The sequence below is a fragment of the Neobacillus vireti genome, assembly GCF_036962345.1.
Taxonomy (GTDB): Bacteria; Bacillota; Bacilli; order Bacillales; family Cytobacillaceae; genus Neobacillus; species Neobacillus vireti_A.
Genome location: NZ_JBALNB010000007.1, coordinates 215800 through 242574 on the forward strand (window position 1 = coordinate 215800; position 26775 = coordinate 242574).

A 26775-nucleotide genomic window follows, 5' to 3' on the forward strand; every position below is an offset into this window, starting at 1 on the left:
CCTCTTTAACCCATATATAAACGGTGAAAGGTATTTTACTGGTTGAAAGGAAAGTGGTTGAAGATGGCAAAGTATCGAATGGTGCGTAGTGATTTTTGGAAATGTCCGATTGTTTTAGAAGAGATGACCCCAGAGGATAAGTATTTTTACCTCTATCTGCTTACGAATTCAAATACCACACAAATTGGGATCTATAAGATTACCAAGAAACAAATGGCGTTTGATCTGGGTTATTCGATTGAAGGTGTTCATGCGTTAATGGAACGATTCATCAACCATCACCAGGTGATTCGTTACAATCCTGAGACAAGAGAGCTTGCCATTAAAAACTGGGGGAAAGAGAATCTTCATAAAGCTGGAAAGCCGGTTATGGATTGTATTTTGACCGAATTAAAGGATGTCGAGGATCACTTGTTAATTCAATATGTTGCGGAAACCATACAGAAACAGGATATTCGTAGTTTATATGAATCTTTTTGTGGGACCAAAGAGATATTTTCCGACAAGAATGAAATGGTACAAGATGAAACTGATACATACATAGAACAAGAAAATCGAGAGCTTAACGATGTGTTAGCGTTTGACGAGCAAGAAGAACAACATCCAAATAGTAAAAACAAACCAACCATAGAAAACACATTTCAAACTAATCAAGAAAATGTAAAAGAAATCATTGAGTTCTGGGACTCCAATGGATTCGGTTTTAATAATCTGAATGCGAAACAGCAACTGTTATCTTGGTTAGATGATTCCAGCTTTTTACAGCCTAAAGATGTGATTTTAAAAGCGCTGATTATTGCCTGTGCCAGTAATAAGCGAAGGCTGAATTATGTGGTTGGGATTTTGAAAAACTGGAAAAACGAATCCCTACTGACCGTTGAAGAAATTGATTCTTATCAGGAGAACCAAAAACCTGTATCCAAAAATAGTCAGTCAACTGTTTCAGTTCCTGGTGGAAGACCTATCCCTGGTAAATTTGTACTTGATCTAACGGATGGTGAAGAGTGATGAGTATTGCAGAAAAAGTGTTTTTAGGAAGCTTGATGAAGGCGGAGTATTTACTTAAGGATACGGTGATTCAACCTGAACAGCTAGAGAGTTTACGACATAGGGAAATCATGCGAAAAATAATCGAGTTAAACCATGCCGGCAAAGGGATTGATTTGATTACCTTAACAACCTTGCCCGAACTCGAATCATTAGGAGGAATCTCTTACCTTTCGGAGTTACTGTCATTTGCGAATGTTGAAAAATTTGATGCTACAGAGAAGATTATTCTGGATCTGTGGAAGGAACGAGAAAAGAGAAACATCTTACAGCTGGCAGCGTTGAGTGATTGGGAGATTGAGAAAGTCATTGCCGAATTGGAGAAAATTAACCAGTTGAAGATGGAGGATCACACGTACTTACAACAAGCATTGTCTAATATCTATGAGGCCCCATGGGAGGATCAGTTATTGTCGAGAAGTGTAACAACGGGTATTAAAGAGCTTGACGAAATGACGGGTGGCTTTCAAGGTGGGGAGGTCACGATTCTCGCAGCAAGACCATCGATGGGAAAAACTGACGTCATGCTTCACTTTGCAAAAACAGCTGGCTGGGCAGGATATTTGCCGCTGGTATTTTCCTTGGAGATGCCTGAAAAGCTGATAACCTCCCGATTAATGGCTTCGACAGGAGGTTTTAACCGTGCCAAAATGCGGGATCCGAAAAGGATGCTAACTGAAGACCAAAAGAATAAATGGTCGGATGTTATTGGTAATCTCACGGCAACAAATATGCAGATTTTTGACGGCGCTGGACAAACGATTGCCGAAATGAGAGCGAAAACAAGAAAGCTAATGCACCAATTTCCATATAAGAAACCAATCCTATTCATCGATTACCTAACGTTGATTCGTTCAAGTCAAGTTTACGGAGGGAATTCCCATCAACAAGTAACGGAAATATCAAAATCTCTCAAGATAATGGCAAAGGATTTTGATTGCCCTGTCATTTGTTTGGCACAGCTAAACCGTTCGGTGGAATCCAGATCCGATAAACGGCCGATGATGTCTGATATTCGGGAATCGGGCAGTGTCGAACAGGATGCGGATGTCATTATGTTTTTGTATCGTGATCGCTATTATAACAAGGAATCTCAGAATTATTCCCTTGAAATCATTGTCTCGAAAAATCGAAATGGGCAAGTTGGAACCGTCGATGTGAATTACAGAGAGAAGACAGGAAAGATTGTAGCACAAAAGGAACAGAGTGTTATTTAACTCTCAGCCAGAGGTTTATATAATAAATCAAATAAAGAGGTGTATCACATGATCGTAAAAGATCTATACCATGATTGTTTACTCTATGAAATATCCCAATTGGCTCACTGCATTCACCATTTATTAACTGAGAAGAAAATTTCATTAAATGACGATGTTTCAACGGTAGATTTTGATCAAGCTGATCATCAGAAAGTAGCGGAACTGGTTCAAAACAATGTTTTAGGTTTTCGTAAGATTAAAAATTACTCACTTAAAAAGAATCAGAAGGATTTTGTCTTTATCTTTGCAGCCAGTGAGCAAGAAGCCATCCATTTCTATCGTGAAACATTTCATCAACACCCTCTTAACTGTCATGAAAATTGGCTAGATTTCAATTTTTATAGAGGAAATGATGTGATCACGTTTCGGGACTTGATAAAGGAATTTAACAGTTTTCCTGCTATAGCGGGGTATTCGTTTAGGTATTGATCGTCAAGAAAGGGGGATAGTCATGAGAAAACGGATGGGTGGCGCCGCCCTAATTACAACCGCTGCCTTCCTAGCATACTATACATTTCCATCAGAGGAAGAAGAAATTGACGTTCGCCCTCATGTGATTGAGAAAGATTTAAGTAGCTTATTGGATGAAATAGTTGTCCTTCCACCTAATCAGGTTCCGATTACCCTAGTTGATATTGTCGATGGTGATACCATAAAAGATAGAGTAAACGGAAAAATGGAAACCATTCGCTATTTATTGGTGGATACACCGGAGTCAAAAAACCCTTATAAATGTATCCAACTCTATGCAAAGGAAGCGTTCTTACGGAATAGTAAGCTAGTAAAGAGCGGTCATCTCACCTTGGAGTTTGAACAGGGGAACACGCGAGATTCCTACTGGCGCATGTTAGCTTATGTGTATGTCGATGGAGAATCGATTCAAGAAACGCTTTTAAAAGAAGGATATGCTCGCGTGGCTTATATCATGGATCCTCCCTATACATATCTTGATCAATTTAGGGAGGATGAAAGTCTAGCAAAAAAGAGAAAAATAAACATTTGGAGCAGAGCATATTTTGTGACGAATTGGGGATTTAGTGGGTGTGTGCCATAATTGGTTGGGGAATTGGAGGTGCTAGGTGAAAATAGATATCAGTTTGGTGTTCCATTCATGAAGTTAGAAATACCATTTCTGTACATAACCATCGATTGCAGTGGTTTTCAACATAGAAATCCACTGCTTTTCGCGTTTCTTAAAGGATAAATATGTTAAAATTATCAACAACAAGACGATAATATAATCCAATTACTGATAATCAGGAGGGTGTATGTCTAAAAAGAAAATCGTTTTTACTGGTGGAGGCTCGGCTGGTCATGTAACGCCAAATATAGCCATTATCTCTGAGCTGAAAAATTGGGATATTCATTATATTGGCTCGCGAAAAGGGATTGAAAAAGAATTAATACAAAAAATAAACATTCCTTACTATGGAATTAGCAGTGGGAAACTTAGGAGATATATAGACTTTGAAAATATCATCGATGTCTTTAGGGTAGTAAAAGGATGTGCGGAGGCTAGAAGGATCCTAAAAAAATTGAAGCCTAATTTGGTTTTTTCCAAAGGAGGATTTGTTTCGGTACCAGTTATTTTAGCTGCGAAATCTCTTGGGATCCCTATATTTATTCATGAAAGTGATATGACTCCTGGATTGGCAAATAAAATTTCTACTCGATTTACAACCAAGATTTTCACTTCTTTTGAGGAGACGAAAAAATTTTTTCCAGCTCAAAAGACTACTGTGATTGGTTCACCGATAAGAAAAGAGATACTAAATGGTTCGGCTGAGAAAGGAAGATTGTTTCTAGGGTTTGATCATAACCGTCCGATACTAACTATTATGGGTGGCAGTTTAGGGGCGAAAAAAATTAATGAGGTAGTCAGAAGCTCTATAAAACAGCTTACTCAGCATTTTCAAGTTGTTCATTTGTGCGGAAAAAATAATACAGATCATCATTTTTCTACCATTCCTGGGTATCGTCAATTTGAATATGTTCACGAAGAGTTACCCGATATTCTGGCTACTACCGATTTAGTCATTTCTAGAGGTGGCTCGAATGCCATTTTCGAATTTTTAGCGCTAAATATACCAATGTTAATAATTCCTCTAGGCTTACAACAAAGTAGAGGAGATCAAATTTTAAATGCACAAGCTTTCCAAGAAAAAGGATACTCACTTACCTTAGAAGAAGAAAAACTTAATGATAAAAGATTAATTGAATATTTAGATACTCTCTATAAAAATAAGGAGAAATACCAACAAAATATGAGAGATTCCCATAAAGGAGAAGCGTTACAAACACTGGTTGATGAAATTAATAAATATTAAAATCACAATGTGGAAATGGCTTCTTTTATTTTTTGCATAACGGTATTGGATAAAACTATTATAGGTCCCCCGGTATGTTAAAGCTTTACTTCACCTGGGGCCCCATAACACTCATAAATTTTTAGGAAGCAAAATAGACGGAAAAATTTCGCTTAATGAGTAATTACTTATAAAAAATAGCATTATAGACGGAGAGATTCCGCCTATTGACTCAAAAAACGTGAAAATGAGGGATTTTGCGTTACTTACCGGAAAACCTCCGCTTATATACCCCAAAATGAGCTCCAATCTGCATTTAACCGGAAAGTCTCCGGTTATTTTACTATCGCTACTAACTATTAAGGATAGGACTTATCTTTAAATAGAATCGGCCCTATGGAAACTATCTAATACCCTAACAACGAAATGTTGTTAGGGTTTTCACTTATACAGGGGGCCGGATAAACATTTTCTATGAATCACGTTTCTTCCACTTCACTCTGCAAATCATTCGTCAAAGGATTATCACATAAGCACCAGTTTAAAGCACTTTTCCTCTAGTATAATAAATATAAATCTACTGCTTACATATCCAGGGGCAGTTCCCAGAATTCCTGCTAAACAGAACGAACTATCCTAGCATCACAAAGGAGTGAAATAAAATGCTGCAAAAGATTGATGTAGGAACTTGTTACCGCATAGTTTTTGAGGCGCTAGCACTAGGCGATGGGGTACAGTCGATTGTGGATGCATTATTCGACTATACAAAAATGCCAATTCACGTCGTGGATAACTCTTTCAAGGTGCTTGCAGCTTCTTTTGATAGAACTACAGGCAGTCCTCACCTCGATGAAATGATTGTTAGAAAAATCGTCCCACTTGATGTCGTCATCGGAGACTATTGCCGTTTAGGATATTTAGAATTGCTAGAAAAACATCAAAAGTCGATTGTTGTGGATTGGGGTGTAATTGAGGTTCCTCAGGCTTCGGCCGCCATCCGCATTAACGGCCATATTGCAGGATTGTGTGCCACCACTTTTAGTAATCAGGAACAGGCGCTTGAAGCACTTGAGGTGAATGATATTCTTTGCAAAGCTCTTGCTATTGAATTCGATCGGCATCAGCGGGGTGAGGTATTACCAGCTGATCCCATCCATCAAGTGTTGACGAGAGAAATCTTTTGCGATCTCATACCTGAACAGATACAAAAAGGAAGCTCAGACCTAATAAATAGCAGCCTTCTACAACCAGGCTATCAAATGGCTGTTATTACCTCAATCGTACCAAACAATACGATGGTTCAATATGTCCAAAAGGCCATCGAGGATGTATTTCCTGGTACTTTTTATTTGAATACAGGAGAATATTTATATCTGTTTATGGACAATTTTCCTGAAGGCGATAGTGCTAAAAACAGGAATAAAACGGTGGGGCAGCTAATGGAAAAATATCAATGTTTTTGTGGGTTGAGCGGCGTTTTTGATGATCTAGCTAAAAGGTCCAATTTCCGTCTTCGTGCACAAAAGGCGTTAGAGATCGGACATGCTATTCACCCTGATAAAAATTTGTATTTTTTCGATGATTATTATTTGGAGATAGTAGCTTCCTATGCAGCAGAAGGACTTGGCGAAGCGGGATATACCTTGCCAGAGCTTGAAAAACTGTTGGAGATTGATAGAAAAAAAGGAACAGATTACTACCTTACCCTCAAAACCCATTTGGTTCTTGGAAATAACATGAACCTGACGGCAGCCAAAATGCACATCCACCGCAACACCTTAGTCTACCGGCTTGCAAAAATTGAAGAGATTATAGAAGTGGATATTAATGATCTAGAAGTGGTTCGACGTCTTAAGGCTGCCATGACTTTACGATATGTGGCAGAAACGATGCATCACCATGAAATTTCATCCTGCCCTCAACACCAAGATTTTTGGGCAAGGCTGCCATAGCTTCATTAGAAAAAAAGCATAAAGCTGTCATTGCCGATTATGGACAAAAAATGAACAAGGCGCACCGACTTTGTGCATTACTGCACAATATAGACGAAAAGATTGGTCTTCCTATCCGATGAATCGAGGCTGGATAAGGGATAAAATGTACTTAACAGGGTTTCCTCTGAAAGGAGAATCGTCACCTGAGATTGCCCGTTGTTAACATCAAATTCCTTATTTGAAATCGACTAAGAAGGGAAGTAAGTGGAATGACTACTACAGTATTAGAACGAGTTAAGCTGGAAAATCAATATGCGAAACTATTTGAACCAATGAAGATAGGAAAAATGACCCTAAAAAATCGCCTAGTAATGGCTCCGATGGGTACCTTTACGCCAATGCAGGATGGTACGGAAAGCGAAGAAGGCATCGCATATTATGAAGAACGTGCCCGTGGCGGAATTGGAATGATTATCATCGGTGCACAATTTCTCAACGAAAAAACGGCACAGGGCGGACCAACGATGGCCGTTGACAATAATCGTGCGATTCCTAAGGCTACTGTTTTATGTGAAAGAGTTCACAGATGGGGTGCAAAAATCTGTGCTCAAATCAGCCCGGGAACAGGGCGTAACGGCATGCCGGATATTGGGGAACGTGTACCGATTTCTTCATCTGAAAATCCTTCTTTTCACAACCCGGAAATGATTTGCCGCGCGTTAAGCACGGAAGAAATCAAGGATATTATGAAAGACTGGGCTCAAGCAGCTCTGTTTGCAAAAAAAGCTGGATTTGACGCCATCGAAATCCATGGTCACGCCGGCTATCTCATTGACCAATTCCTTTCACCAATCTGGAACAAACGGACCGATGAATATGGTGGCTCTTTTGAAAATCGTGCCCGGTTTGCTGTAGAAACCGTTCAAACGATTCGCGAAGCGGTTGGTCCAGACATGCCAATTTTATTTAGAATTGCTTTGGATCACCGATTTGAGGGCGGCCGCACCATTGGGGACAGCATGCCTTTGATTGAACTACTTGAAAAAGCTGGCGTTGACGCTTTGGATATCGATGCCGGTGCATATGAAACGATGGATTACATCTTTCCTCCTAGCTATTTGGGAGATGCGTGTATGGGCTATGTTTGTGAAGAAGCGAGAAAGCACGTAAGCATTCCGTTGCTTAATGCAGGTAGCCATACACCAGAAACGGCCTTAGAGCTAGTCAATTCAGGAAATTGTGATTTTGTGATGTTTGGACGCCAAACAATTGCCGATCCAGAATTTCCTAAAAAGCTGATGGAAAACCGCCGCGAGGATATTCGCCCATGCCTGCTTTGCAATGAGGAATGCATTGGACGCGTATTTAATAGAACGACACAGATTAGCTGTACCGTGAATCCTCAAGTTTGTATGGAAAAATATTTTCAAATTGAAAAGACTTCTTCACCACAAAATATTGTCGTGATTGGCGCTGGCCCAGGCGGATTGGAAGCAGCCCGTGTCGCCGCTTTAAAAGGCCACCATGTAACGGTTTATGATAAAGGTGAAACATTGGGTGGTACATTTGGAGTCATTGCCACTGGACCATTTAAAAAACGAATCCGTGACCTGATCACTTGGTATGGAGTACAACTGAACAAACTGAATGTAGAAGTACACCTAAATACAGAAATTAATGTCGATGATTCTATTTTGGAAGCTGCAGATAAAATTTTTGTTGGGACAGGTGCAATTCCATTTGTTCCGAACATTCCTGGTATTGAAAGTCCTCATGTACTGGGCGTGGTGGACGCTCATAAAAACGGGGTACAGGGAGAAAAAGTCGTCGTCTGCGGCGGAGGGATGAGCGGCTGTGATACCGCATTAGAATTGGCACTGGAAGGCAAGCAAGTAACAATCGTTGAAATGTTAAGTGAATGTGCACGGGATGTCATGGTGATTAATAAAATTAGTCTGATGCGCCAGCTGGCAGAAAACAATGTAACACTGTTGACAGACAGCAAGGTAGTCTCTATTGATGAAACTGGCGTCACCATTGAGAAAAAAGATGGTACCGTGGAGCTAGTAGCTGCTGATACCGTCATCACCGCATTCGGCCAAAAGCCAAGCACGGATTTCCCAGATGCCGTCAGAAAACAATACAATATCAAAACAACGGTCATCGGTGATGCTGAGAAAGTTTCCAAGGCTGCCAACGCTATCCATACCGGCTTCTATGCTGCCATGGCAGTAGAATAAGAGAAAGCCTTGGGGCGATTCTCATTTCAATATTTGTAAGGAAAAAAACTCCTCGGTCTATTAAAGAAAGAAGAGTTTTTTAGTAAGGGTTCCGTTTCCTATCGCAAACATTAAAATTGTAAGTTAAAATGAGTGCCAATTTTCATATGAAATTGACACTCATTTTTAATTGGTGTAAAGCCATTTATCCGAAAATCATATAAAATTTGTATAGGAAAATGGACCGCAAATTGTATGGGTACACTGGTTGCTGTACCCATACAATTTTACTCTCGATTTAATATAAAAATGGAAGTTTTAATTGGAAATATATAGGTTAAGAGAAATAAAGTTAGTAAAAAGATGCACTTACGCTATCGGGTAGGTTAGCAGTACAAGTTATAAATTTAATAGTTTAAAGTTATAGAGCATTTCTTTGAATGAGGATGCTTTTTATTTTTGCTTTAAACAAAAATATACAATAAAAATGTTTTCTAATTTAATAAAATTTTATTGATAATCAATAAAATTTATATTAAAATCAAAACAGAATAAATAAGTGAGGTGCTTTTTATGGAGAAAGTAACAACGTTGTTTTTAAAAATAGCTGTTATTCTTTTAGGAGTCCCAGTTCTTGCTCTGTGCATCTTTTTGGTGCCTGAGATGGCGAACCTTGCAGCAATATTGCTTCCAGAGTTTGCTTTTATAAAATATCTCGTTTTCGTCGCTTTTGATGCATCGGCAATACCTTTTTACTTTGCTTTGTATCAGGCTTTCAAACTCTTACGCTATATTGACAAAAATAAAGCTTTCTCCGATTTATCTGTAAAAGCTTTAAAGAAAATCAAATACTGTGCCATCACAATCAGTATTTTGCATGTGCTAGTTTGGCCGCTCTTCTATATCTTTGCGGAAGTAGACGACGCACCAGGAGTTATCTTTGTCGGATTGGTTGTTCCTTTTGCTTCGATGGTTATCGCAGTCTTTGCGGCTGTTCTCCAAAAACTTTTACAAGAAGCAATTAATATCAAATCAGAAAATGATTTAACGGTCTGAGGTGAATAACAATGGCAATTATAATCAATATTGATGTGATGTTAGCAAAAAGGAAAATGAGCGTAACAGAACTTTCGGAGAGGGTTGGAATCACAATGGCGAACATTTCTATATTGAAAAATGGAAAGGCCAAAGCGATTCGAATATCAACTTTAGAGGCAATTTGTAAGGCTTTAGAATGTCAACCTGGAGATATTTTAGAATACAAAAGTGACGAAGACAGTTAAACATTGTGGAGAGAACTTAATATAACAATTATTAGGGGAGGTATAACTATGGACATTAACAATTTGATTATTGAAAATATTGCTAGCCCTCATGAGCTGGAGAGAATGTATAGAAAAGACCCGAAAGCTTTTAAAAAGTCATTCTCACACGCATGGGAACAAAATCCTGATTCTCAGGTTCTTGGTGTTTGGTATGAAAGATTGCATTTCAAGGAGACGGCAAATACGGAAAAATCTGCCTTGCTTCAAAATGGTTTCTTATTTATGGGCATTTTAGCCATTCTGGCCGGGATAAGCACCAGGATCATTTTCCATTTTGTCGAACAGGAAGCAATGGCTCCAATTAACCTGGCTTTTGGTATAATTCCCTTTATTGCTGCTTATTTTGTTTACCATAATACTCCGAAAAAAAGTGTTATTTATTCCCTTGCAGCGTTGTTCCTAATTTCCGGGCTTTACCTTAATATGCTGCCATTAAATTATAAAGACAGTACTATCCTTGCTTATTTACACCTTCCCATATTCTTATGGGTATTAGTAGGGCTTGCATTTACAGGAAATGAATATTCAAAACCTAGTTCAAGATTAGGCTATATTAAATTTAATTTGGAATTTTGTATTCTCTACGCCAGTATGGCAGTAAGCGGAATGGTGCTAGCCGCATTAACCATGCAGTTATTTAGCTTTGTTGGCTTGGATATAGAAGACTTCTATTTTAGTAATGTCGTTTTATTTGGTGCTGCCGCTCTTGCTATTGTGGCCGCATACCTGGTATCAATGAATCTTAAACTAGCTAAGAATATTACACCATATATAGCTAAAATTTTTAGTCCTCTTGTCTTGGTCACATTGTTGGTCTATCTTATAACAGTTTTATGGGTCGGGAAAAATCCATTCATGGACCGCAATTTCCTGATAGCCTTCAACGGAATACTCCTTGGTGTATTGTCTGTTACCATATTTTCCATTACCGAAAGCGACGCAGACGAGAAAAAGAACATTTCAGATTATATAAATTTTGCCTTAATTGTTCTTGCGCTAATCATTGACACTGTGGCTTTATCAGCCATTGTGTTCAGACTTTCTTCTTATGGGATTACGCCTAATAGACTTGCTGTTTTAGGAGTAAACATACTTATCTGTGCAAATTTAATTTGGATTATGCTTTCCTATATTCGTTTTCTACAAAACAAATCCGGACCTTCAACTATCCAAGATGCCGTTACTAAGTATTTGCCGGTCTACGGACTTTGGGCAGCTTTCGTTACATTTACTTTTCCTATAATTTTTAATTAGAAAGGCTCTGTTAATGTAACGAAAAGATAATCTTCTATAACGTATAAAATCCTTAGAGCCGATATTATGCAGCTTTTTATAAAGAGTTAACTGGATTCTTTAAAATATGTCCAGTTTCATGTGCCCACCGAAAAGGGACTTCATGAAACGTATTTGATAAGCTAAACTTGCAGGTTTTAAGTTTGAGTTTGATTAAGATTAAATGTGAAAAGATGTACTTACACTAAAGAGGGCTTTACTTTTTTAAAAAGTAGAGCCCTTTTCTTCTTAAAGGGGCAGAATACTTCAATAAGGTTTATGGGTTTTTGTGGTAAAGTTAGAGGGGGTTCAATAAAATTATGTTCAAAAGGGGGGGGTACAATGAGAAAAAGGAAATTATCAATTACAGTATTTTTACTGAGTCTTTTTTCATTGCTTATTTCGCTTAAATTATTTTGGAATTTAGGTGTTTTTGTTGATGAGTATAGTTTAAGCCCTGATATTGTTAATGGCGGAGACTTTTGGCTAGCAATGGATTGGTTAAGATTATTATTACTGTTATTGCTTTGTGTTGTATCTGGTATAAGTATTTTTAGAGGTAAACAGAATAAGTGAAATTATACATATAATATTAAATAAACATTGTGAAGAGTTACACTATAAACTATAGGGTAGCAAGAGTAAAATAATGAGTGGCTGCGTGTTGCTCTTTTTCTTTTTCAGATAAAATCGTAGATTAGTGGGATTAGAAATAACTAAGAACGTCTTGTGATAAGAAAAAACAAAAGGAAAGAGGTCTCCCACTTTTCTTTTGTTTCAGTTAGGTTAATTTAATTTTAAATTCTTCTATTAAATCTTTAAAAGCTGGGCGTTCATTTCCATCTCTTCCAACAACATGTGATGCTGTAACTAACGAATTTAAAACTGCCTCCTCCGTTGCTTCTCCAATAGCTCTAAAAGCTAAGTCCATATCTTCTTCATGAATCATAGAAAGTGAAAGGCAATGTGAAGTTTTTTCATGAGGTATTTTCATTGCTGTTGAAAAACCAATAACTACCTCGCCACTTCCAGTTGTTATTATGGACCCAGTTCGCGATAAACCTGTTACTGCCCGTTTAATTATACGATTTAGTTGCCTTTCAGACACTGGGAGATCTGTTGCGACAATAATTATAATTGAACCTTTATCTTTCTCTTCCTCACGAGACTTGAGGATAGCATCTCTTAATTCTTTTCCAATGGGTTTACCGTTTATCATTAAATCACTTAAAATTCCAAAGTTGGATAGTACTAGAACTCCCATTGTGTAAGTGCCATGTTCGATTTCCATGATACGCGAGGAAGTTCCAATACCACCCTTTAATGAATAGCAGAGCATTCCTGTACCTGCTCCCACTGTTCCTTCTTTAAATATGGATGATGCATTTGATAATGCTTGAAAAATATGTTCCTTTTTTATAAATCTAGCCCTAATATCATTTAACAGCATATCATTACACTCACATATTATTGGATTTACAGTACCTGTTGTTATTCCAATCTCAGGATTAAGTTCTAACATATATTCGATCAATGCATCAGCAGCTGTTCCAATACTTAATGTATTAGTTAAAATTATTGGAGTTTCTAGTGTTCCTAACTCATTTATTTGAAATGTTCCCATGGTTTTTCCAAAACCATTTATTACATGGCTTGAAGCGATAAGTTTTTCTTTAAACAGATTCCCTTGGTGTGGTAAAATAGCCGTTACCCCCGTCTGAATTTCCTTATTGCTCAGGGTTACATGTCCAACAGTAACGCCTTCTACATCAGTAATTGAGTTGTAGTTTCCAGCTTCTAATCGACCTATTTTCACTCCGAAATCTCTTAATCTCTTTTGACCATTCATACACAACCCGCCTTTTATTTTATAAACCCATTTTTCCAAAAGGCAAAGTGTTAATCAAGATATTTTACTATTAAAACTAATATTAATTTCATCAATGGCGTTTATTTCTTTTCATTCTCATTTTCAAAAAAGGAATGCTTCCAATTTTTAGAGTCCTTTATGTGAAAAGATTTATACCTATAATAGATCCATAGTCGATTCGAATCAATAATGGAGGGGAGTAATGTATATGATCATGAACCAACAAGATTTCAATGTCAAAGAACTAAACTATACGATTAGATCTGCCAGGAAAAGTGATGCGAAAGATTTGTCAGAATTAAGATTACAAATTGATGGGGAAACTGAAAACATGAACCGGGAGAGGGGAGAGGCGTTCATTGATGAAGAAGGTTTTGAAAAAATAATTGAAGCTGATACGAACCATCCAAGAAATCTGTTTTTGGTTGCAGAAGTGGATGGGAAGTTAGTTGGATACTTAAGATGTGTTGGGAATGATTTGAAAAGATTCCTTCATAAGGCCGAGTTTGGACTGGGCGTACGGAAGGAATTCTGGGGATATGGGATTGGAAAGAATCTTATGAAAGAATCCATTTCTTGGGCGGATACAAACAGCATCAAAAAAATTGTGCTGGATGTCATAGAAACCAATCATAACGCTATTAAACTATATAAAAGACTCGGTTTTGAAATAGAAGGAATCATGAAAAATGACAAAATCCTATCAGACGGAAAATACTATCATACATACATTATGGGTAGATTTAAGGATTAATCCCTAAACGAAAACGGACACAAATTGATTTTATCCGAAATGACAATAAATATAAGATTTCTAACTTCCTTCTATTATATTCACGTCATTTATTTTGTTAAGTCCATCATTTTTAGTGTGTTTCCCATCACAATATTATCTTCCCATTTGGCGTATGCTTTAAGAAAGAAAAACGAATACGATGTGACTTAAGCCATTAGGGATAATAAGGAAGAATGCTGAATTCAGTCTAAGGAGGGATTAAAGGATGGAGGCTTCGAACGATGTATTATCTGCTTCACTGCAACAATTAATGGACGAGCATGTGTCGCTCCGGACAGACATGGATCATTTTTATGAGATCACAGAAGACATAGAAATTGAAACGGGTCCAGCTGTAGTAGAATTGTTTGCAAAATTATACGAAAAAGTTTCATCTTTTAATCATAAGCTGAAGGCACATTCTAAACGCGAGGAAGAAGGATTGTTCCCGATGATGACCCGCCATCTTGGTGAACATGATCGGACCATCGAAGTGATGGAATTTGAACATGAAAAGGCGGAGCAGCATCTACAGGATTTTTTAACGGAAGCGGATATGAAGGGACATTCCCTGGATGAAGACGATGTACAATGGATCACCGTTTACGCCGTCCAGGCTCATGCTACCTTAACTCAACACTTTGCGAAGGAAGAAAAAGTGCTGTTTCCGTTGGCAGAGAAAATACTATCGGTTGAGGAGAAGGTGGAGCTGGAACGAATGTTTCGGGATTGATTGAGCATTGCTTTACGCCAGCCAGCAAAGCTATTTTTATATGAACAGTTTGATAGAAAAAGCACTCAAAATATTGATTTATCAAAATTTTGAGTGCTTTTTTGTTTTGTGGGGAAAAAACTGGAATTACAGATTGTCGCGAGTAGTTTCCATATTATTTATATAGTCTGAGACAATAATTTTGATTTAGTCATAGTTGGTAAAGTGAATTTTTGCAAATTATCAGACCTAAGACGATATGAAACCACTTTTTTATTGAACTGCTTGACTACATCAACGTGATCAGCGTAGCAAAACACAAAGATATTAATATCTTTTTTGCCTCTTTTTATGTTGATTACAAATGGACTAACATTCGTCTCTGGATGTAGAAAGAATTTTTCATTGCCCGGAAATACATCATACTGTTTTAATAACCTAGCTTCATTAAAATAGTCAATAAATCTAATCTTTTCTTCCTCTTCCAAGTGATGCTCGTTATAGGTTACAGTAACTTCATTTAAAATAAGTTTTGGATGAAGTGCAATTTTATTTACAATCCATCCCACAACGGCGCTTGGTGGACTCATAACCATTTTAATAATAATTCCAATCAATAACCAAAGAAGAACAGTCCATGTCATACAAATCGACTCCTTACGTAATGAGATCCGATGATTAATTTAGTAATCTACTAATCATTAGGATGAAGAGTATCACAAACTATCATAAGGTAATCTTTAAAGTAACGAACCATCCAATTCATCAGAATTTTAACCAACCACTTAGTAACTCGAGAGATAATCGAAACATCGAAATGTTAAGAATCTAAATAGACGGAAAAATTTCGCTTAATTAGCAAATACTTATAAAAAATAGCTTAATTAGACGGAGATATTCCACCAATTTACTAGAAAAACGTGAAAATGAGGAATTTTGCTTTGCATAATCGGAAAACCTTCCCTTATATACCCCGAAACGAGCTCAAATTCTGCAAATAACCGGAATGTCTCCACTTATTTTATTTTCGCTGGTTACTTAATTCAAAGACTTCTATTTTGAAAAAAATACAAGCGAAGGTAAGTCCTCTATTAATTAGTATTTATAAGATTGACCTCCGTCAATATTAATAACAGCTGCATTAACAAATGTAGCTTCAGCTGATAATAAAAATGCTACAACTCTAGCTACTTCTACAGGCCTTCCAAAACGTTTGGTACGGTTAACACTAACAAAATCTTTACCAGCTTCCTCCCAATTTTCTCCGCCTAACTATTTTCATATCTCTTGTTTAATAAACTATCTATTCATGAATAAACACCCACACAAATTTATTGCGTGGGTGTTTATTTAATAGTAGGAATTGAAATTGGGGGGGCTTACTTCACCCATTTTTCTTGATGATTGTTTATATGTTTTTAGGGCGTCACGTAAACTAAGCATGAGAGGTCTGCATATATGTTCCGACTTAATGGTTCACACTAAAAAAGTTTATAGTGTTGTTACACTAACTCAATCATCTTGGTAAATTTTCATGTTGGGCAGAACCAAACTATTATTTCATAAATAAGTTGAGAATTTGACACATGTAATTTTCCATGAATATTGCAAAGTGATACAATAAATGTACCGATTGCTCATTATTTCACATGAGAAGGATCTTGTACTGGATTTATCATGAATTTAACAAATAAACTATGATGGAGTGATTCAAATGCAGGGAAAAACAGCGATTATTACCGGTGGAGGCAGTGGATTCGGAAGAGAAACTGCAATAAAGCTTTCTCAAAAAGGAGTAAATATCTCAGTAGTAGATTTGTCTAAAGAAAACGGTGAAGAGACAGTACAGCTTTGTAAAAAATTAGGCAGTGACGCTATTTTTATTCAAGCAGATGTGAGTAAAGTAGAAGATGTAAAAAAATATGTAGCCGAAACAGTTGAACATTTTGGAAAAATTGATTTATTTTTTAACAATGCAGGAATTTCTGGTTCGGGAGTTCGAACTTTGGAATGTTCCGAAGAAGAATTCAATGCCATTGTTGATGTGAATTTAAAAGGCGTTTTCTACGGTTTGAAATATGTAGTCAATGAGATGTTAAAGACTGGGGGCGGGTCTATTGTCAATACTGCTTCTCTTGGCGGTTTAGTCGGGATGCCTACCTTAGGAGCTTATTCAGCGACAAAACATGCTGTCATCGGACTAACAAAAACCATAGCTGGTGAATATGGAAGAGATCAAATTCGTATCAATGCAATTGCTCCAGGCACGAATGAAACGCCATGGTAAAAGCATTCCCTGCAGAAGCTATTAAAGCAATGGCAGAAGCGGTACCGATGGGCAGATTAGGACAACCTCATGAAGTAGGAAATGTAGTAGCATTTCTTCTCAGCGATGAAGCATCCTATATTCATGGTGCTGTCATTTCAATCGATGGTGGCTCTGCTGCATTATAAACATCAATAAATTAATTGCGAAGTGTTAGTCTATTACAAGTATGGGATGCTTGTAAAGTATAGAAATGATATGCTGAGATTGTAAGAGAAAAGAGGTGAATAGTACATGAAATTAAAAATCATTATGGTTATCTTATTGGCAGCGATTGTACTGGGTGCTTGCAGTGGAAGTAGTAAAAATGAAGGAAGTCCGTTAAAAGAAAATGAAACAAATGATATTAAGGGATTGGTAAGTGATTACAGTGCCGGTAACATAAAAAGCAAAAATGCTTCGATTACATCTCAGCAGCTTATTGTGACCAATAGTGGAGGCAAAGAGACCGCCTATGACTTGCCTGAAGATGAATTTTTTGTATCCATTGCTCCTTACATCCATGAAACACATCCTTGAACCAATCATAGCTTGACAGGTTGTCAAGGTGAACTGGTAAATAAAGAGTTTGATTTATACATTGAAGACAATGAAGGTAATGTGGTAGTCGACGAAAAGGTAACATCGCAAGCGAATGGATTTATCGATTTGTGGCTGCCGCGTGATAAAACGTATGAGATAAAGATAGAGCACGACGGAAAAAAGGTAGAATCCGAGATCTCTACTTTTGAAAATGATGCAACCTGCATTACAACTATGCAGTTTATGTAGTGAATGAATAGTTTAATACGATTTTTAAACAACAACTATGTGTACGAAAAGAGTATAAAGAAAAATGGAAACTGCCTTTCATGGGCAGTTTTTCTTATGTCTTATCCAAGGCATAACAAGAATGACATGATGGGGAAATTTTGTTATACCATCCTAAAATTAAAAATCTCTCGGAAAGAGCTTCCTCATTTTGACGAATCATAGATACTAGGTGCAGCTCATGGAATCCAATGTAAGGAGTCGCTAAGAAAAATATAATATGATAAAATCTTATGTAAAAATGTATAAGGCAGGGACTTAAATGAAGGAACATCGACAATCAGATACTCCAAGTTCAAATATAAAGCGAAATGGACCTACGCCCGAATACATGGAAACTGTCCATAAGCTGAGGGAAAAATTACTCTATGGAATCCAAACGAGTGATCGGGATTTGATAGCTCAATATGAAAAGGAAGGCACCCTAAAATTTAGCGATGAACAATTAAACATTCTTAACAGAGTCCCCAATAATAAACTCCGCTCCTATAAAAATATTCTTTTATCACACAATACACTTTATAGTTATGTTGCCGAAAAGGGAAGGTTAAGTGCATGGCAATGCCACTTTATATCGGAAAAATATGCCATCATGATTGAGCACGCCGAAACCTTAGCTGAACTAGATATGATTCATTCAAATATGATAACAGAGTATTCCGACCCAACCATCCGAAAATCTAAAAGTGATAACGTATCAATTGTAGAGAAAGCAGAAAACTATATAGAAATGAATTTTTCGGAGGACCTTTCGATGGAAGAAATGGCAGGGAAATTACATGTTCACCCATCCCATTTAATGCGTGCCTTTAAGAAAGAAAAAGGAATGACCATTAGTCATTATCGAAATCTAAGAAGAATAAAAGAAGCAAAACAACTGATCCTTTTCTCCAATCTTTCGATGACGGAAATTGCCATTATGGTTGGGTTTAGCAATCCCCAGTATTTTTCTAAACTTTTCAAAGAGGAAGAGGGAATCACTCCTGTAGAGTATAAAAAGAAGACTAAGAAATAACCATATCTATATGTAGTGGTGCATGAAAAATCATGCACCTATTTTTTTTGCTAACATTCGTGCAATTATACTATAAAAACATGCAATTGTAGTGCAAAAGTGTTTTTACTATCAGATGTATACTAATAATCAAGTATTAGCTGAAGCGCTTACAGATAGAAACCGAAACAATTTTTTTACTAAAATGTAAACGGTTAAAAAGGGGAGAGTTGATCATGAAAAAGTTTGGAGTAAAAGACCAAGTTGGGTATATGCTGGGCGATGTTGGTGGAAGTTTCGTTAACTTGTATATTGGGTCTTTCTTTATTGTGTTTTGTACCTATGTATTGGGTGTAAGCCCTTACTTTATGGGGACGATGTTTTTAGTTGGTAAAGTATTCGATGCCATTGTTACTGGTATTATGGGGACGATTACTGACCGATATAGAATAGGAAAAAGCGGAGACAAGTTCTTGCCTTGGATTAGCTTTTCGAAATGGATACTAGCAGCAGCCTGTTTAATTGCTTTCGCTGATATCTCTAGTTGGGGATCTACCGCGACTCATATTTGGGTAGTAGCTGCTTATTTATTCTTTTGTGTTGCTTATACGGCTGATGCCATTCCGTATGGTTCATTAGCATCTGTTATCACAAATGACCCTGTTGAACGTACAAAGTTATCTCGTGCCCGTTCAATCGGCGGTATGATTGTTGGTGTTGGATTCTTATCTTTTGTTCCTATGTTTATTTATGATAAGGCTGGAAATATCGTTCCAGAGGCATTCTTCTATATCGCTATTGTATTCAGTATTTTATCATTATTATCTTATACAGGGCTTGTAAAATTAACAACTGAACGAATCCGTGACGAAAAACCTGCTGGAGCTAAGCCTGATTACGATTTTAAGGATGCATTTAAAGAGGCATTTTCCAACAGACCATTAATCGGTATGATGGTTGCAACTCTTGGTTCTACCTTAATTATTTCTGGTGTTGCTACTTTAGCTGCTTATGTATTTGCAGAGTATTATAACATGCCTAGTGCCTTTGCCATCAACTCATTCATCAGCATGGGAATTATCCTTGCGTTATTCGTTGTTATTCCAAAACTAGTAGCAAAATTCAATAAACGTAACTTAATTCTTGCTACATCAGCATTCAGTTTAGCAGCATCCGCTTTAATGACACTTATTACGTTTGAAAATGTATATGTATTTGCAGCATTATACAATATCGCAACAATCGGTTCATCCGTGTTCGTTATCCTGGTTTGGGCTTTGGTTACAGACTGTATCGATTATACAGAGTACAAAACCGGAAAGAAAATTGAAGGAACCCTTTATTCCCTCTATTCCTTCGCTCGTAAAGTAGGAATGGGATTAGGAGCAGCGATTGGAAGTTACTCTTTAGGCTGGGTTGGATTTGTATCTGGTGCAAAATCACAACCACAAGAAGTGGCTGAAGGTATTTTAAAAATGTACACAGGTATGCCAGTTGTTGCATTTATTCTTATCCTAATTGGTGTAGGACTAATTTTTAACCTAAATTCAAAGAGAACAAATGAAATGTATGCTGTATTAAAAGAAAGAAGAGCGTCTTAATAGTTAGGCGATTCCTTAAAAAAGAAAAGCAAGGAGAGATATAAATTGCGTACTAGATTCCTTTCAAAACTAACAAATGGGGAAGTCGAAGAGTATTTAAATCGGAACGATATAATATTTGTTCCAGTTGGAGTAACGGAAACTCACGGAGCTTTGCCGCTCGATTCTGAAACTGTTTTAGCGGAAGCGATTGCTTTAAAAATGGCGGAAGAATCAGATGGGCTTGTTTTGCACAACTTGCCTTATTTCTTCCCAGGAGGAACGATTGTTGGCCGGGGAACGGTTCAAATGAGCATTAAAGACGGCATGGCTTATTTGGATAAAATTGCAAAGTCATTACTAAATCAAGGTTTTAGACGACAAATCTATATTACTAGTCATGGTCCGGCCCATATGACAGTCAGCGGTATGGTTCGTGATTTCTTTGATGAAACAAAAGTACCAATCCTTTATATGGACGTATTAAAAGCTGCAGAGGCTGCCAATTTCAAACTGATGAATTTATTTCATGACATGACCATTGGTGCATATAAAGTTTTAGGCAGATTAGAAGACGTTCCATTGAATGTACCTGAATCCCATTCAGTTACGTATGATGTGCAGCATATGTTAACAGGGATGGGGAAGAATCCTGGGAATTTATTAGGACAATATGCTTATCAATCCGGTGCAGTAGGTTCTTACTTTAACGAACCATCCGATCATATGGCTACACCACTTTTGACAACACAGGAAGAAAGAGAAGAATTTGCTGATAGGGGTGTTCAAGCGATTAATGAACTTGTACAGGCATTGGATATGCCGGCGATCGTTGAAACACTTCGTCTAGCGGATGTATACACGAAGGAAACAATTCTTCCTAGATACGGGGCATACTTGCCAGGCGAAAAAGCGTAAGAAGCAAATAAAAGGTTGTGCGAACCATATGGGAGTCGCACGACTTTAGCCAAATGCCTCCCCTTAATGTTGGGGAGGCTAGAACATCATAAGTCTTCTTAACGTGATATTCTCATTAAATTTTAAGGATCCACATAGACGGAAAAATTTCTCTTAATTAGTAAATAGCATTGAAAATAGCCTAATTAGACGGAGAGATTCCGCCTATTGACTCGAAAAACGTGAAAATGGGGGATTTCGCTTTGCATAATCGGAAAACCTCCGCTTATATACCTTCGAAACGAGTTGCATTCTGCATCTAACCGAAAAATCTCCGCTTATTAAAGGACTCCTATTAAAATAGAAGTAACGGGTTATTTAACAAAAAGGGTGCTTTGATTTTAGCATTCTTTTTATTATCTAAATAATCCAATGGATAAATGGGATTTTATCCAATTTCCTCTTCTTAAGGGTGGGAAGGCTTAAGTTTTCTTACCGGAAATAGAACTGATAAGACGGTATTGTCGAAATATAAGGAAATAGATTGACAAATTTAGGAATTCTATTAAACTAAAAATAGTTCTATCCACAAATTCTTCTCTAAATATTCTTTTTTATATTAGCGACTCCGCAAATGTTCTACATTCTTCAATTGTAGCCACATTAAACCACTTTTTTTTCACTCGCCTTAACACTTATTAATTTTAAGAATCTGTCTGAAGTTCAAATGAATGATTATTTACAAAACTCATGAAGTGCATCTTTTTTTTATGAGGTTTTACTACACCAAATCAATAGAGAAATATTCCGTAAACAATATTGGACTCAGTGGAGGGATGATATGGGATTTGAAGAAGAATACCAAGCTTTTATGAATGCTCACATGCAGGCAAGAACTGGTGAACGGTTGCGGCGCTTACAAGAAGGCCACAACGAGGCTGAAAAGTTGTTTTTGAAGCAAGTGTGGTGGCCTTTATTTTCCCAGTTTCGATATCTTCATCCAGAATATGAAGTCGATGATTTCAAGGATGGTAAAAGGTATTTGGATTTTGCTTATATTCGTCCCGCCATCCGGATTTGCCTTGAGGTTGACGGATATGGCCCTCACCTTAAGAACATAAGCAGATGGCAATTTTCCGACAGCCTGGAACGTCAAAACCAGTTGGTGATTGACGGATGGACAGTGATTCGCTTTTCTTTTGACCAAGTGAATGAGAAGCCTCGTCGATGCCAACAAATCGTTCAGCAAGTGATTGGCCGATGCCTGGGTGATGAACTGGACCAAACATCTCTGTCCTTTTTAGAAAAGGAAGTGCTTCGGCTGGCAATTCGAAAAGGGGAAGCCATATCCCCAATAGAAGTCGAGAAGTATTTGAAGTTAAGTGACAAGACGGTAAAAAAAGTACTTTCTGAATTAGTCGATAAAAAGATGCTGATTCCCGCATCGGGGACCAAGAGGGTCCGCACCTATCGATTGGGGGATCAGGTTAAGCGCCCGCTCTGATAAATAGACGGAGAAATTTCGCTTAATTAGTTTTTTTTATTAAAAAAGGCTTAAATAGACGGAGAGATTCCGCCTATTTACTCGAAAACCGTGAAAATGTGAGGTTTTGATTTGCATAACCGGAAAATCTCCCCTTATATACCCCGAAACGAGCCCCATTCTTCCTCTAACCGGAAAGTCTCCGCTTATTTTATTTTCGCTGGTTACTTAATTAAGGATAGAACTTCTATTTAAATGAAGTGAAATGAAAACCATCGCGAAACGGGTTTTACTGATAAGTTTTGGGTATATTATCCTTGATTGATAGATAAATACAAAGGGCTATAAGCCGATTTTGTGCTGATTAATAGATAATTGTTATATGATAAGTGGATATTGATGTAGGGAGTGGAATAAATGAATCAAATTCTTCAAATGGGAGCAAATACAGCATTACGTTCTCCAAAAGGTAATGTTACGGTTAGCTATGAAATATCTAATTCAATAGATATTTCATTAACAGCTTTTCTTTTAACGGATTCAGATATGGTACAAGGAGATAACGGAATCATATTTTATAATCAGCCAACGAGCTCTTCTGGTGTAGCTACCCTTATCCCTTCGGAGCAAGTTGGTAATACAAAAGTACATAAACTAAATTTTGACATGAGTAAAGTTCCTGTTGGTATTACGAAAATAGCGATAACACTTACAGAAGATAATAACACTGGATTTTCAAATGTAAAAAATTTAAAGGCAGAGATATATACTGATCATGATAGTATCCAGCTAATTCCATCCAGTTTCACCAATGAAAATGGAATTGTAGTATTGGAATTATACCTAAGGAATGGTCAGGTAAAGGCAAAATCAATCTGGCGTGGATTTGATTCTGGGCTTGAGGGACTATGTAAAAATTACGGTGTTGAGGTTGAATCTGATGAGCAAACCAAGCCTGCTGAACCTCAATTGATTCAAAAACAAATCCCAAAAGCACCTGATAAGACTCTATCTGTTCCTGAAAATAAAAATAAACAAACCACATCGTCAACGATAAGCCTTGAAAAGGTAACGGGTAAGGTAAGTCTAAACAAAGGTCAAAAACCAGTAATCATTGAAAAAACACCAGAAATTACGGCTACGGTATCTTGGGAGACTGGGACAGATTATGATATATATGCTTTAGTCTATACAAAGAATGGGAAGCAGATAGATGTAGCTATGTTTGGGGCGAAAAAAACACCTCCCCTCAGGAGTTTTGGCAACGGGGCAGTCGAACATATGGGGGATGTTAGGAGAAATAATCAATCAACGAAGACAGAAGTAATCAAATTAAGGTTAAATGATGATATTCTCGCAGTTGTTCCTGTGGTTTATTCTGCTCAGTCAAATGGAACAGGCTCATTCTACAGATATAAAGTGTCCATGAGTATAGATAATAATCAGGGAACTTCGGTTACTATATTCGCAAAGAATGCAAATAATAATGATACCATTTATTCCTGTGTGCCCGGGATCCTTCATAATACTCAAGAAGGAGTTATTATCAGTCCATTGGAGCTTTATAGCAAACCGAACTCAGAGCGTAGACCTAAACTTAGGATGGGGTCTTCAAATATGGTAGAAGTTTTAATGGATGAAGGACCGGTAAATGATTATAAGTAGAAAGGTTTTACCTATAATCGAATAAGGATTACTACCTTAGTACATAGCTCCCAAATAGGAAAAAAATAGTTGAAACATTAAAACTTAAAGGAAGAAGGCTGTCACTTTTTATAAGAAGACAGTCTTTCCTATTTACACAAATAAATGAAAGAAATTAGAGAAAAATATTTTAAAATAATATAATAGAGTGGATTGGTAATTGAGTATAAACAAGAAGGAGCTGTTTGTTTTGGTACAATCTTTAACAGGTAAGGTAGCTTTTATTACAGGTGCAGGGAGAGGCATTGGAAAAGCAACTGCTATCGCACTTGCGAATGAAGGAGTTAACCTTGGTTTACTTGCAACAACTGAATCAAATTTAAAACAAGTAGCAAGCGAAGTGGAAGGACTAGGAGTGAAAGTGGCTTACGCAGCAGTGGATGTTTCAAACTTTGAGCAAGTCCAACAGGCGATTGAAAAAATAACAACCCAATTAGGCAAAGCTGATATTTTGATTAACAGTGCGGGAACGAGCAAATTTGCTTCTCTTTTAGACATGGATCCAGCAGAATGGAAAAGGATTATTGACGTAAATTTAATGGGTACCTATTACGTAACACGTACCGTGCTTCCTCAATTAATTGAAAAAAATAGTGGCGACGTGATCAATATTTCCTCCACCAATGGCTTGAATGGGGCTGCGACTTCAAGTGCTTATAGTGCTTCTAAATTTGGTGTCATAGGATTAACGGAATCATTAGCCCAAGAGGTTCGTCGAAATAATATCCGGGTAACGGCTTTAACTCCAAGTACAGTCGCAACAGACATGGCACTTGATTTGAAATTAATCCCTGAAAACGATGAGAAATACATGCAGCCAGAAGATATTGCGGAACTGATCGTTTCTCAATTGAAATTAAATCAAAGAATCTACATAAAAACAGCTAGTGTATTGGCTACGAATCCATTCTAATCCATATTGTTTAAGATAAAAAGACGACAGCACCATCCGAATATGGGTGGTGCTTGTCGTCTATTTATGAAGTAGCCAAGAGTGGCGGTTTATTTCTAATCAATTTAGATTCTATAAGAAAAAAGGGGAGAAGATGGTATGAGAAAGGTCGAAGTGTGTTCATACAATGAAAATTGGTGTGTAATGTTTGCGGAAGAAGCGGAAAAACTGAATCTCATTTTTGGAACAGAAATTGTAGACATTTATCACTTTGGCAGTACAGCTGTTCTAGGATTAAAAGCCAAGCCGATTATAGACTTGATGCCTGTCGTAAGAGACATTGATGTCGTTGATCAATACAACGAAGAGATGAAGAAAATTGGTTATGAACCAAAAGGGGAGAATGGAATTCCCGGACGAAGATACTTTAAAAAAGGTGGAGACAATCGTACACACCACGTACATATTTATCAGGTTGGAAGTGATGAAATAAAACGGCACTTAGCCTTTCGAGATTACTTACGAAGCCATCCAGATGTAATGAAGAACTATGGTGAGTTAAAAGAGAAATTGGCAAAACAATATCCATATGATATTGACTCCTACATTAATGGTAAGGACCGATTTGCTCAGGAAGTAGAAGTTTCAGCACTGAATTGGTTTAATCAAAATCAAATTGATTCTGTTGACTAGACGAGTACAATTGTTAAACAGAAGGGAAATTCAGTAAAAGTTGGGTTCCTAATATAGGTAATGCCCTACTGATACAGGGGGCCTTACTCATTTCTGATTTAGAGTATCTAGCGCTTTTCTTTCCACCAGCTAACCACTCCATAAATAATAAGCAGTACCAACCCGATCTCTATAGCATGGTCGGCTATGTTAAGAATTCCACCTGAGCGAGGGATAAAATCTGTCACTTGCCCAAACAAAAGCCGGTCAATGCCATTCCCAATTGCTCCTCCGACTAGAAATCCAAAACTACTATCGATGAGTGCTCCTTTCATTTCTTCGTTTCTACGAATATAGAAAACTACAATCACGAACACTACAGCTGCAACCCCAAAGAGCCGTGCATAGCCTGGAAAATAACCACCTGCCATCCCGCTATTCTCAATATGAGTGAGTGTTATGCCCCACAATGTAAATGTTTCATTTATATCAATGCAGATACGAATTAGATATTTAGAAATCTGGTCCATCATAAGAACGAGAATAGCAAATAGATAAAAAAGCATATACAGACCTTCTTTCTAGCAGTATTATTTGCATTCCAATCCTCAGTATAATGGAAAGATTTTTTCTTTCCTATTATTAAGCTTTTGTTCATATAGGTAAACGCGATTGTAAATTTCAACAATTTGGATTAT

The 26775-nt window shown here is 37.3% G+C and carries 26 protein-coding genes and 1 pseudogene; 23 read left to right on the forward strand and 4 right to left on the reverse strand.

From position 1 onward, the window contains the following. Positions 1-63: 63 nt before the first annotated feature. From V7108_RS08540 to V7108_RS08590, 11 genes are all read left to right on the forward strand, one after another. Positions 64-1008 carry a DnaD domain-containing protein gene (locus V7108_RS08540; RefSeq protein ID WP_335567900.1) on the forward strand — a complete coding sequence of 315 codons (945 nt, stop codon included), beginning with the start codon at positions 64-66 and terminating at the stop codon, positions 1006-1008. Further along, on the forward strand, positions 1008-2264 hold the full coding sequence (locus V7108_RS08545; RefSeq protein ID WP_335568138.1) for a replicative DNA helicase: 1257 nt from the start codon (positions 1008-1010) through the stop codon (positions 2262-2264). The genes V7108_RS08540 and V7108_RS08545 overlap by 1 nt, the downstream gene beginning before the upstream one ends. Positions 2265-2312: 48 nt before the next feature. Continuing rightward, a complete protein-coding gene (locus V7108_RS08550; RefSeq protein WP_335567901.1) occupies positions 2313-2735 on the forward strand; it encodes a hypothetical protein in 423 nt (140 codons plus the stop codon). Positions 2736-2757: 22 nt separating this feature from the next. Continuing rightward, a complete protein-coding gene (locus V7108_RS08555) occupies positions 2758-3360 on the forward strand; it encodes a thermonuclease family protein (protein WP_335567902.1) in 603 nt (200 codons plus the stop codon). Positions 3361-3574: 214 nt separating this feature from the next. Continuing rightward, positions 3575-4633 carry an undecaprenyldiphospho-muramoylpentapeptide beta-N-acetylglucosaminyltransferase gene (locus V7108_RS08560; RefSeq protein ID WP_335567903.1) on the forward strand — a complete coding sequence of 353 codons (1059 nt, stop codon included), beginning with the start codon at positions 3575-3577 and terminating at the stop codon, positions 4631-4633. 641 nt (positions 4634-5274) lie between these two features. Continuing rightward, positions 5275-6564 (forward strand): PucR family transcriptional regulator, encoded by a 1290-nt coding sequence (locus tag V7108_RS08565; protein WP_335567904.1) that lies wholly within the window; start codon positions 5275-5277, stop codon positions 6562-6564. A 251-nt stretch (positions 6565-6815) separates the two neighbouring features. Beyond that, positions 6816-8786, forward strand: coding sequence for an FAD-dependent oxidoreductase (locus tag V7108_RS08570; protein ID WP_335567905.1), 1971 nt, complete (start codon positions 6816-6818; stop codon positions 8784-8786). A gap of 552 nt (positions 8787-9338) precedes the next feature. Further along, positions 9339-9821, forward strand: a complete 483-nt coding sequence (locus tag V7108_RS08575) for a DUF2975 domain-containing protein (RefSeq protein ID WP_335567906.1) — start codon at positions 9339-9341, stop codon at positions 9819-9821. 11 nt (positions 9822-9832) lie between these two features. Beyond that, complete coding sequence (locus V7108_RS08580; protein ID WP_335567907.1) at positions 9833-10048, forward strand: helix-turn-helix domain-containing protein; 216 nt, start codon at positions 9833-9835, stop codon at positions 10046-10048. Between the two features lie 48 nt (positions 10049-10096). Then, positions 10097-11344 carry a DUF4153 domain-containing protein gene (locus V7108_RS08585; RefSeq protein ID WP_335567908.1) on the forward strand — a complete coding sequence of 416 codons (1248 nt, stop codon included), beginning with the start codon at positions 10097-10099 and terminating at the stop codon, positions 11342-11344. Positions 11345-11704: 360 nt separating this feature from the next. Continuing rightward, positions 11705-11938: a hypothetical protein gene (locus V7108_RS08590; protein ID WP_335567909.1), complete on the forward strand. Its 234-nt coding sequence runs from the start codon at positions 11705-11707 to the stop codon at positions 11936-11938. Between the two features lie 205 nt (positions 11939-12143). On the opposite strand, the gene V7108_RS08595 is transcribed toward V7108_RS08590, so the two are convergent. Beyond that, on the reverse strand, positions 12144-13211 hold the full coding sequence (locus V7108_RS08595; RefSeq protein WP_335567910.1) for a DmpA family aminopeptidase: 1068 nt from the start codon (positions 13209-13211) through the stop codon (positions 12144-12146). Between the two features lie 229 nt (positions 13212-13440). Between V7108_RS08595 and V7108_RS08600 the strand changes: the two genes are divergently transcribed. Together V7108_RS08600 and V7108_RS08605 are read left to right on the forward strand one after the other, a co-directional pair. Further along, positions 13441-13986 carry a GNAT family N-acetyltransferase gene (locus tag V7108_RS08600; protein ID WP_335568139.1) on the forward strand — a complete coding sequence of 182 codons (546 nt, stop codon included), beginning with the start codon at positions 13441-13443 and terminating at the stop codon, positions 13984-13986. Positions 13987-14233: 247 nt separating this feature from the next. After that, positions 14234-14740 carry a hemerythrin domain-containing protein gene (locus V7108_RS08605; protein ID WP_335520289.1) on the forward strand — a complete coding sequence of 169 codons (507 nt, stop codon included), beginning with the start codon at positions 14234-14236 and terminating at the stop codon, positions 14738-14740. A 158-nt stretch (positions 14741-14898) separates the two neighbouring features. On the opposite strand, the gene V7108_RS08610 is transcribed toward V7108_RS08605, so the two are convergent. After that, complete coding sequence (locus V7108_RS08610; RefSeq protein ID WP_335520293.1) at positions 14899-15363, reverse strand: YfmQ family protein; 465 nt, start codon at positions 15361-15363, stop codon at positions 14899-14901. Positions 15364-15814: 451 nt separating this feature from the next. Beyond that, a pseudogene (locus V7108_RS08615) lies at positions 15815-15952 on the reverse strand (SDR family oxidoreductase); the annotation flags it as partial. A gap of 481 nt (positions 15953-16433) precedes the next feature. Here V7108_RS08615 and V7108_RS08620 point away from each other — a divergent pair. The 10 genes from V7108_RS08620 (at position 16434) to V7108_RS08665 (ending at position 26098) form a co-directional block, all read left to right on the forward strand. Continuing rightward, positions 16434-17006, forward strand: a complete 573-nt coding sequence (locus V7108_RS08620; protein ID WP_335567911.1) for an SDR family NAD(P)-dependent oxidoreductase — start codon at positions 16434-16436, stop codon at positions 17004-17006. Further along, entirely contained in the window at positions 17000-17173 is a 174-nt protein-coding gene (locus tag V7108_RS08625) for an SDR family oxidoreductase (RefSeq protein ID WP_335567912.1), read from the forward strand. Before V7108_RS08620 ends, V7108_RS08625 begins: the two co-directional genes overlap by 7 nt. 106 nt (positions 17174-17279) lie before the next feature. After that, positions 17280-17816: a CueP family metal-binding protein gene (locus V7108_RS08630; RefSeq protein ID WP_335567913.1), complete on the forward strand. Its 537-nt coding sequence runs from the start codon at positions 17280-17282 to the stop codon at positions 17814-17816. A 301-nt stretch (positions 17817-18117) separates the two neighbouring features. Further along, positions 18118-18870 (forward strand): helix-turn-helix domain-containing protein, encoded by a 753-nt coding sequence (locus tag V7108_RS08635; protein WP_335567914.1) that lies wholly within the window; start codon positions 18118-18120, stop codon positions 18868-18870. A 215-nt stretch (positions 18871-19085) separates the two neighbouring features. Then, positions 19086-20450 (forward strand): MFS transporter, encoded by a 1365-nt coding sequence (locus V7108_RS08640; protein ID WP_335518244.1) that lies wholly within the window; start codon positions 19086-19088, stop codon positions 20448-20450. A 45-nt stretch (positions 20451-20495) separates the two neighbouring features. Next, positions 20496-21347 carry a creatininase family protein gene (locus tag V7108_RS08645; protein WP_335567915.1) on the forward strand — a complete coding sequence of 284 codons (852 nt, stop codon included), beginning with the start codon at positions 20496-20498 and terminating at the stop codon, positions 21345-21347. An 820-nt stretch (positions 21348-22167) separates the two neighbouring features. Continuing rightward, on the forward strand, positions 22168-22830 hold the full coding sequence (locus V7108_RS08650; protein WP_335567916.1) for a DNA-binding response regulator: 663 nt from the start codon (positions 22168-22170) through the stop codon (positions 22828-22830). Between the two features lie 396 nt (positions 22831-23226). After that, on the forward strand, positions 23227-24474 hold the full coding sequence (locus V7108_RS08655; protein ID WP_335567917.1) for a TerD family protein: 1248 nt from the start codon (positions 23227-23229) through the stop codon (positions 24472-24474). Positions 24475-24703: 229 nt separating this feature from the next. Then, the gene (locus V7108_RS08660) at positions 24704-25426 is read left to right on the forward strand and encodes a 3-ketoacyl-ACP reductase (RefSeq protein WP_335567918.1); all 723 of its coding nucleotides are present in this window, start codon (positions 24704-24706) and stop codon (positions 25424-25426) included. A 138-nt stretch (positions 25427-25564) separates the two neighbouring features. Next, a complete protein-coding gene (locus V7108_RS08665; protein WP_335567919.1) occupies positions 25565-26098 on the forward strand; it encodes a GrpB family protein in 534 nt (177 codons plus the stop codon). A 107-nt stretch (positions 26099-26205) separates the two neighbouring features. Here V7108_RS08665 and lspA read toward each other — a convergent pair whose 3' ends face one another. Then, positions 26206-26643, reverse strand: coding sequence for a signal peptidase II (gene lspA / locus V7108_RS08670; RefSeq protein WP_335567920.1), 438 nt, complete (start codon positions 26641-26643; stop codon positions 26206-26208). Positions 26644-26775: the final 132 nt, after the last annotated feature.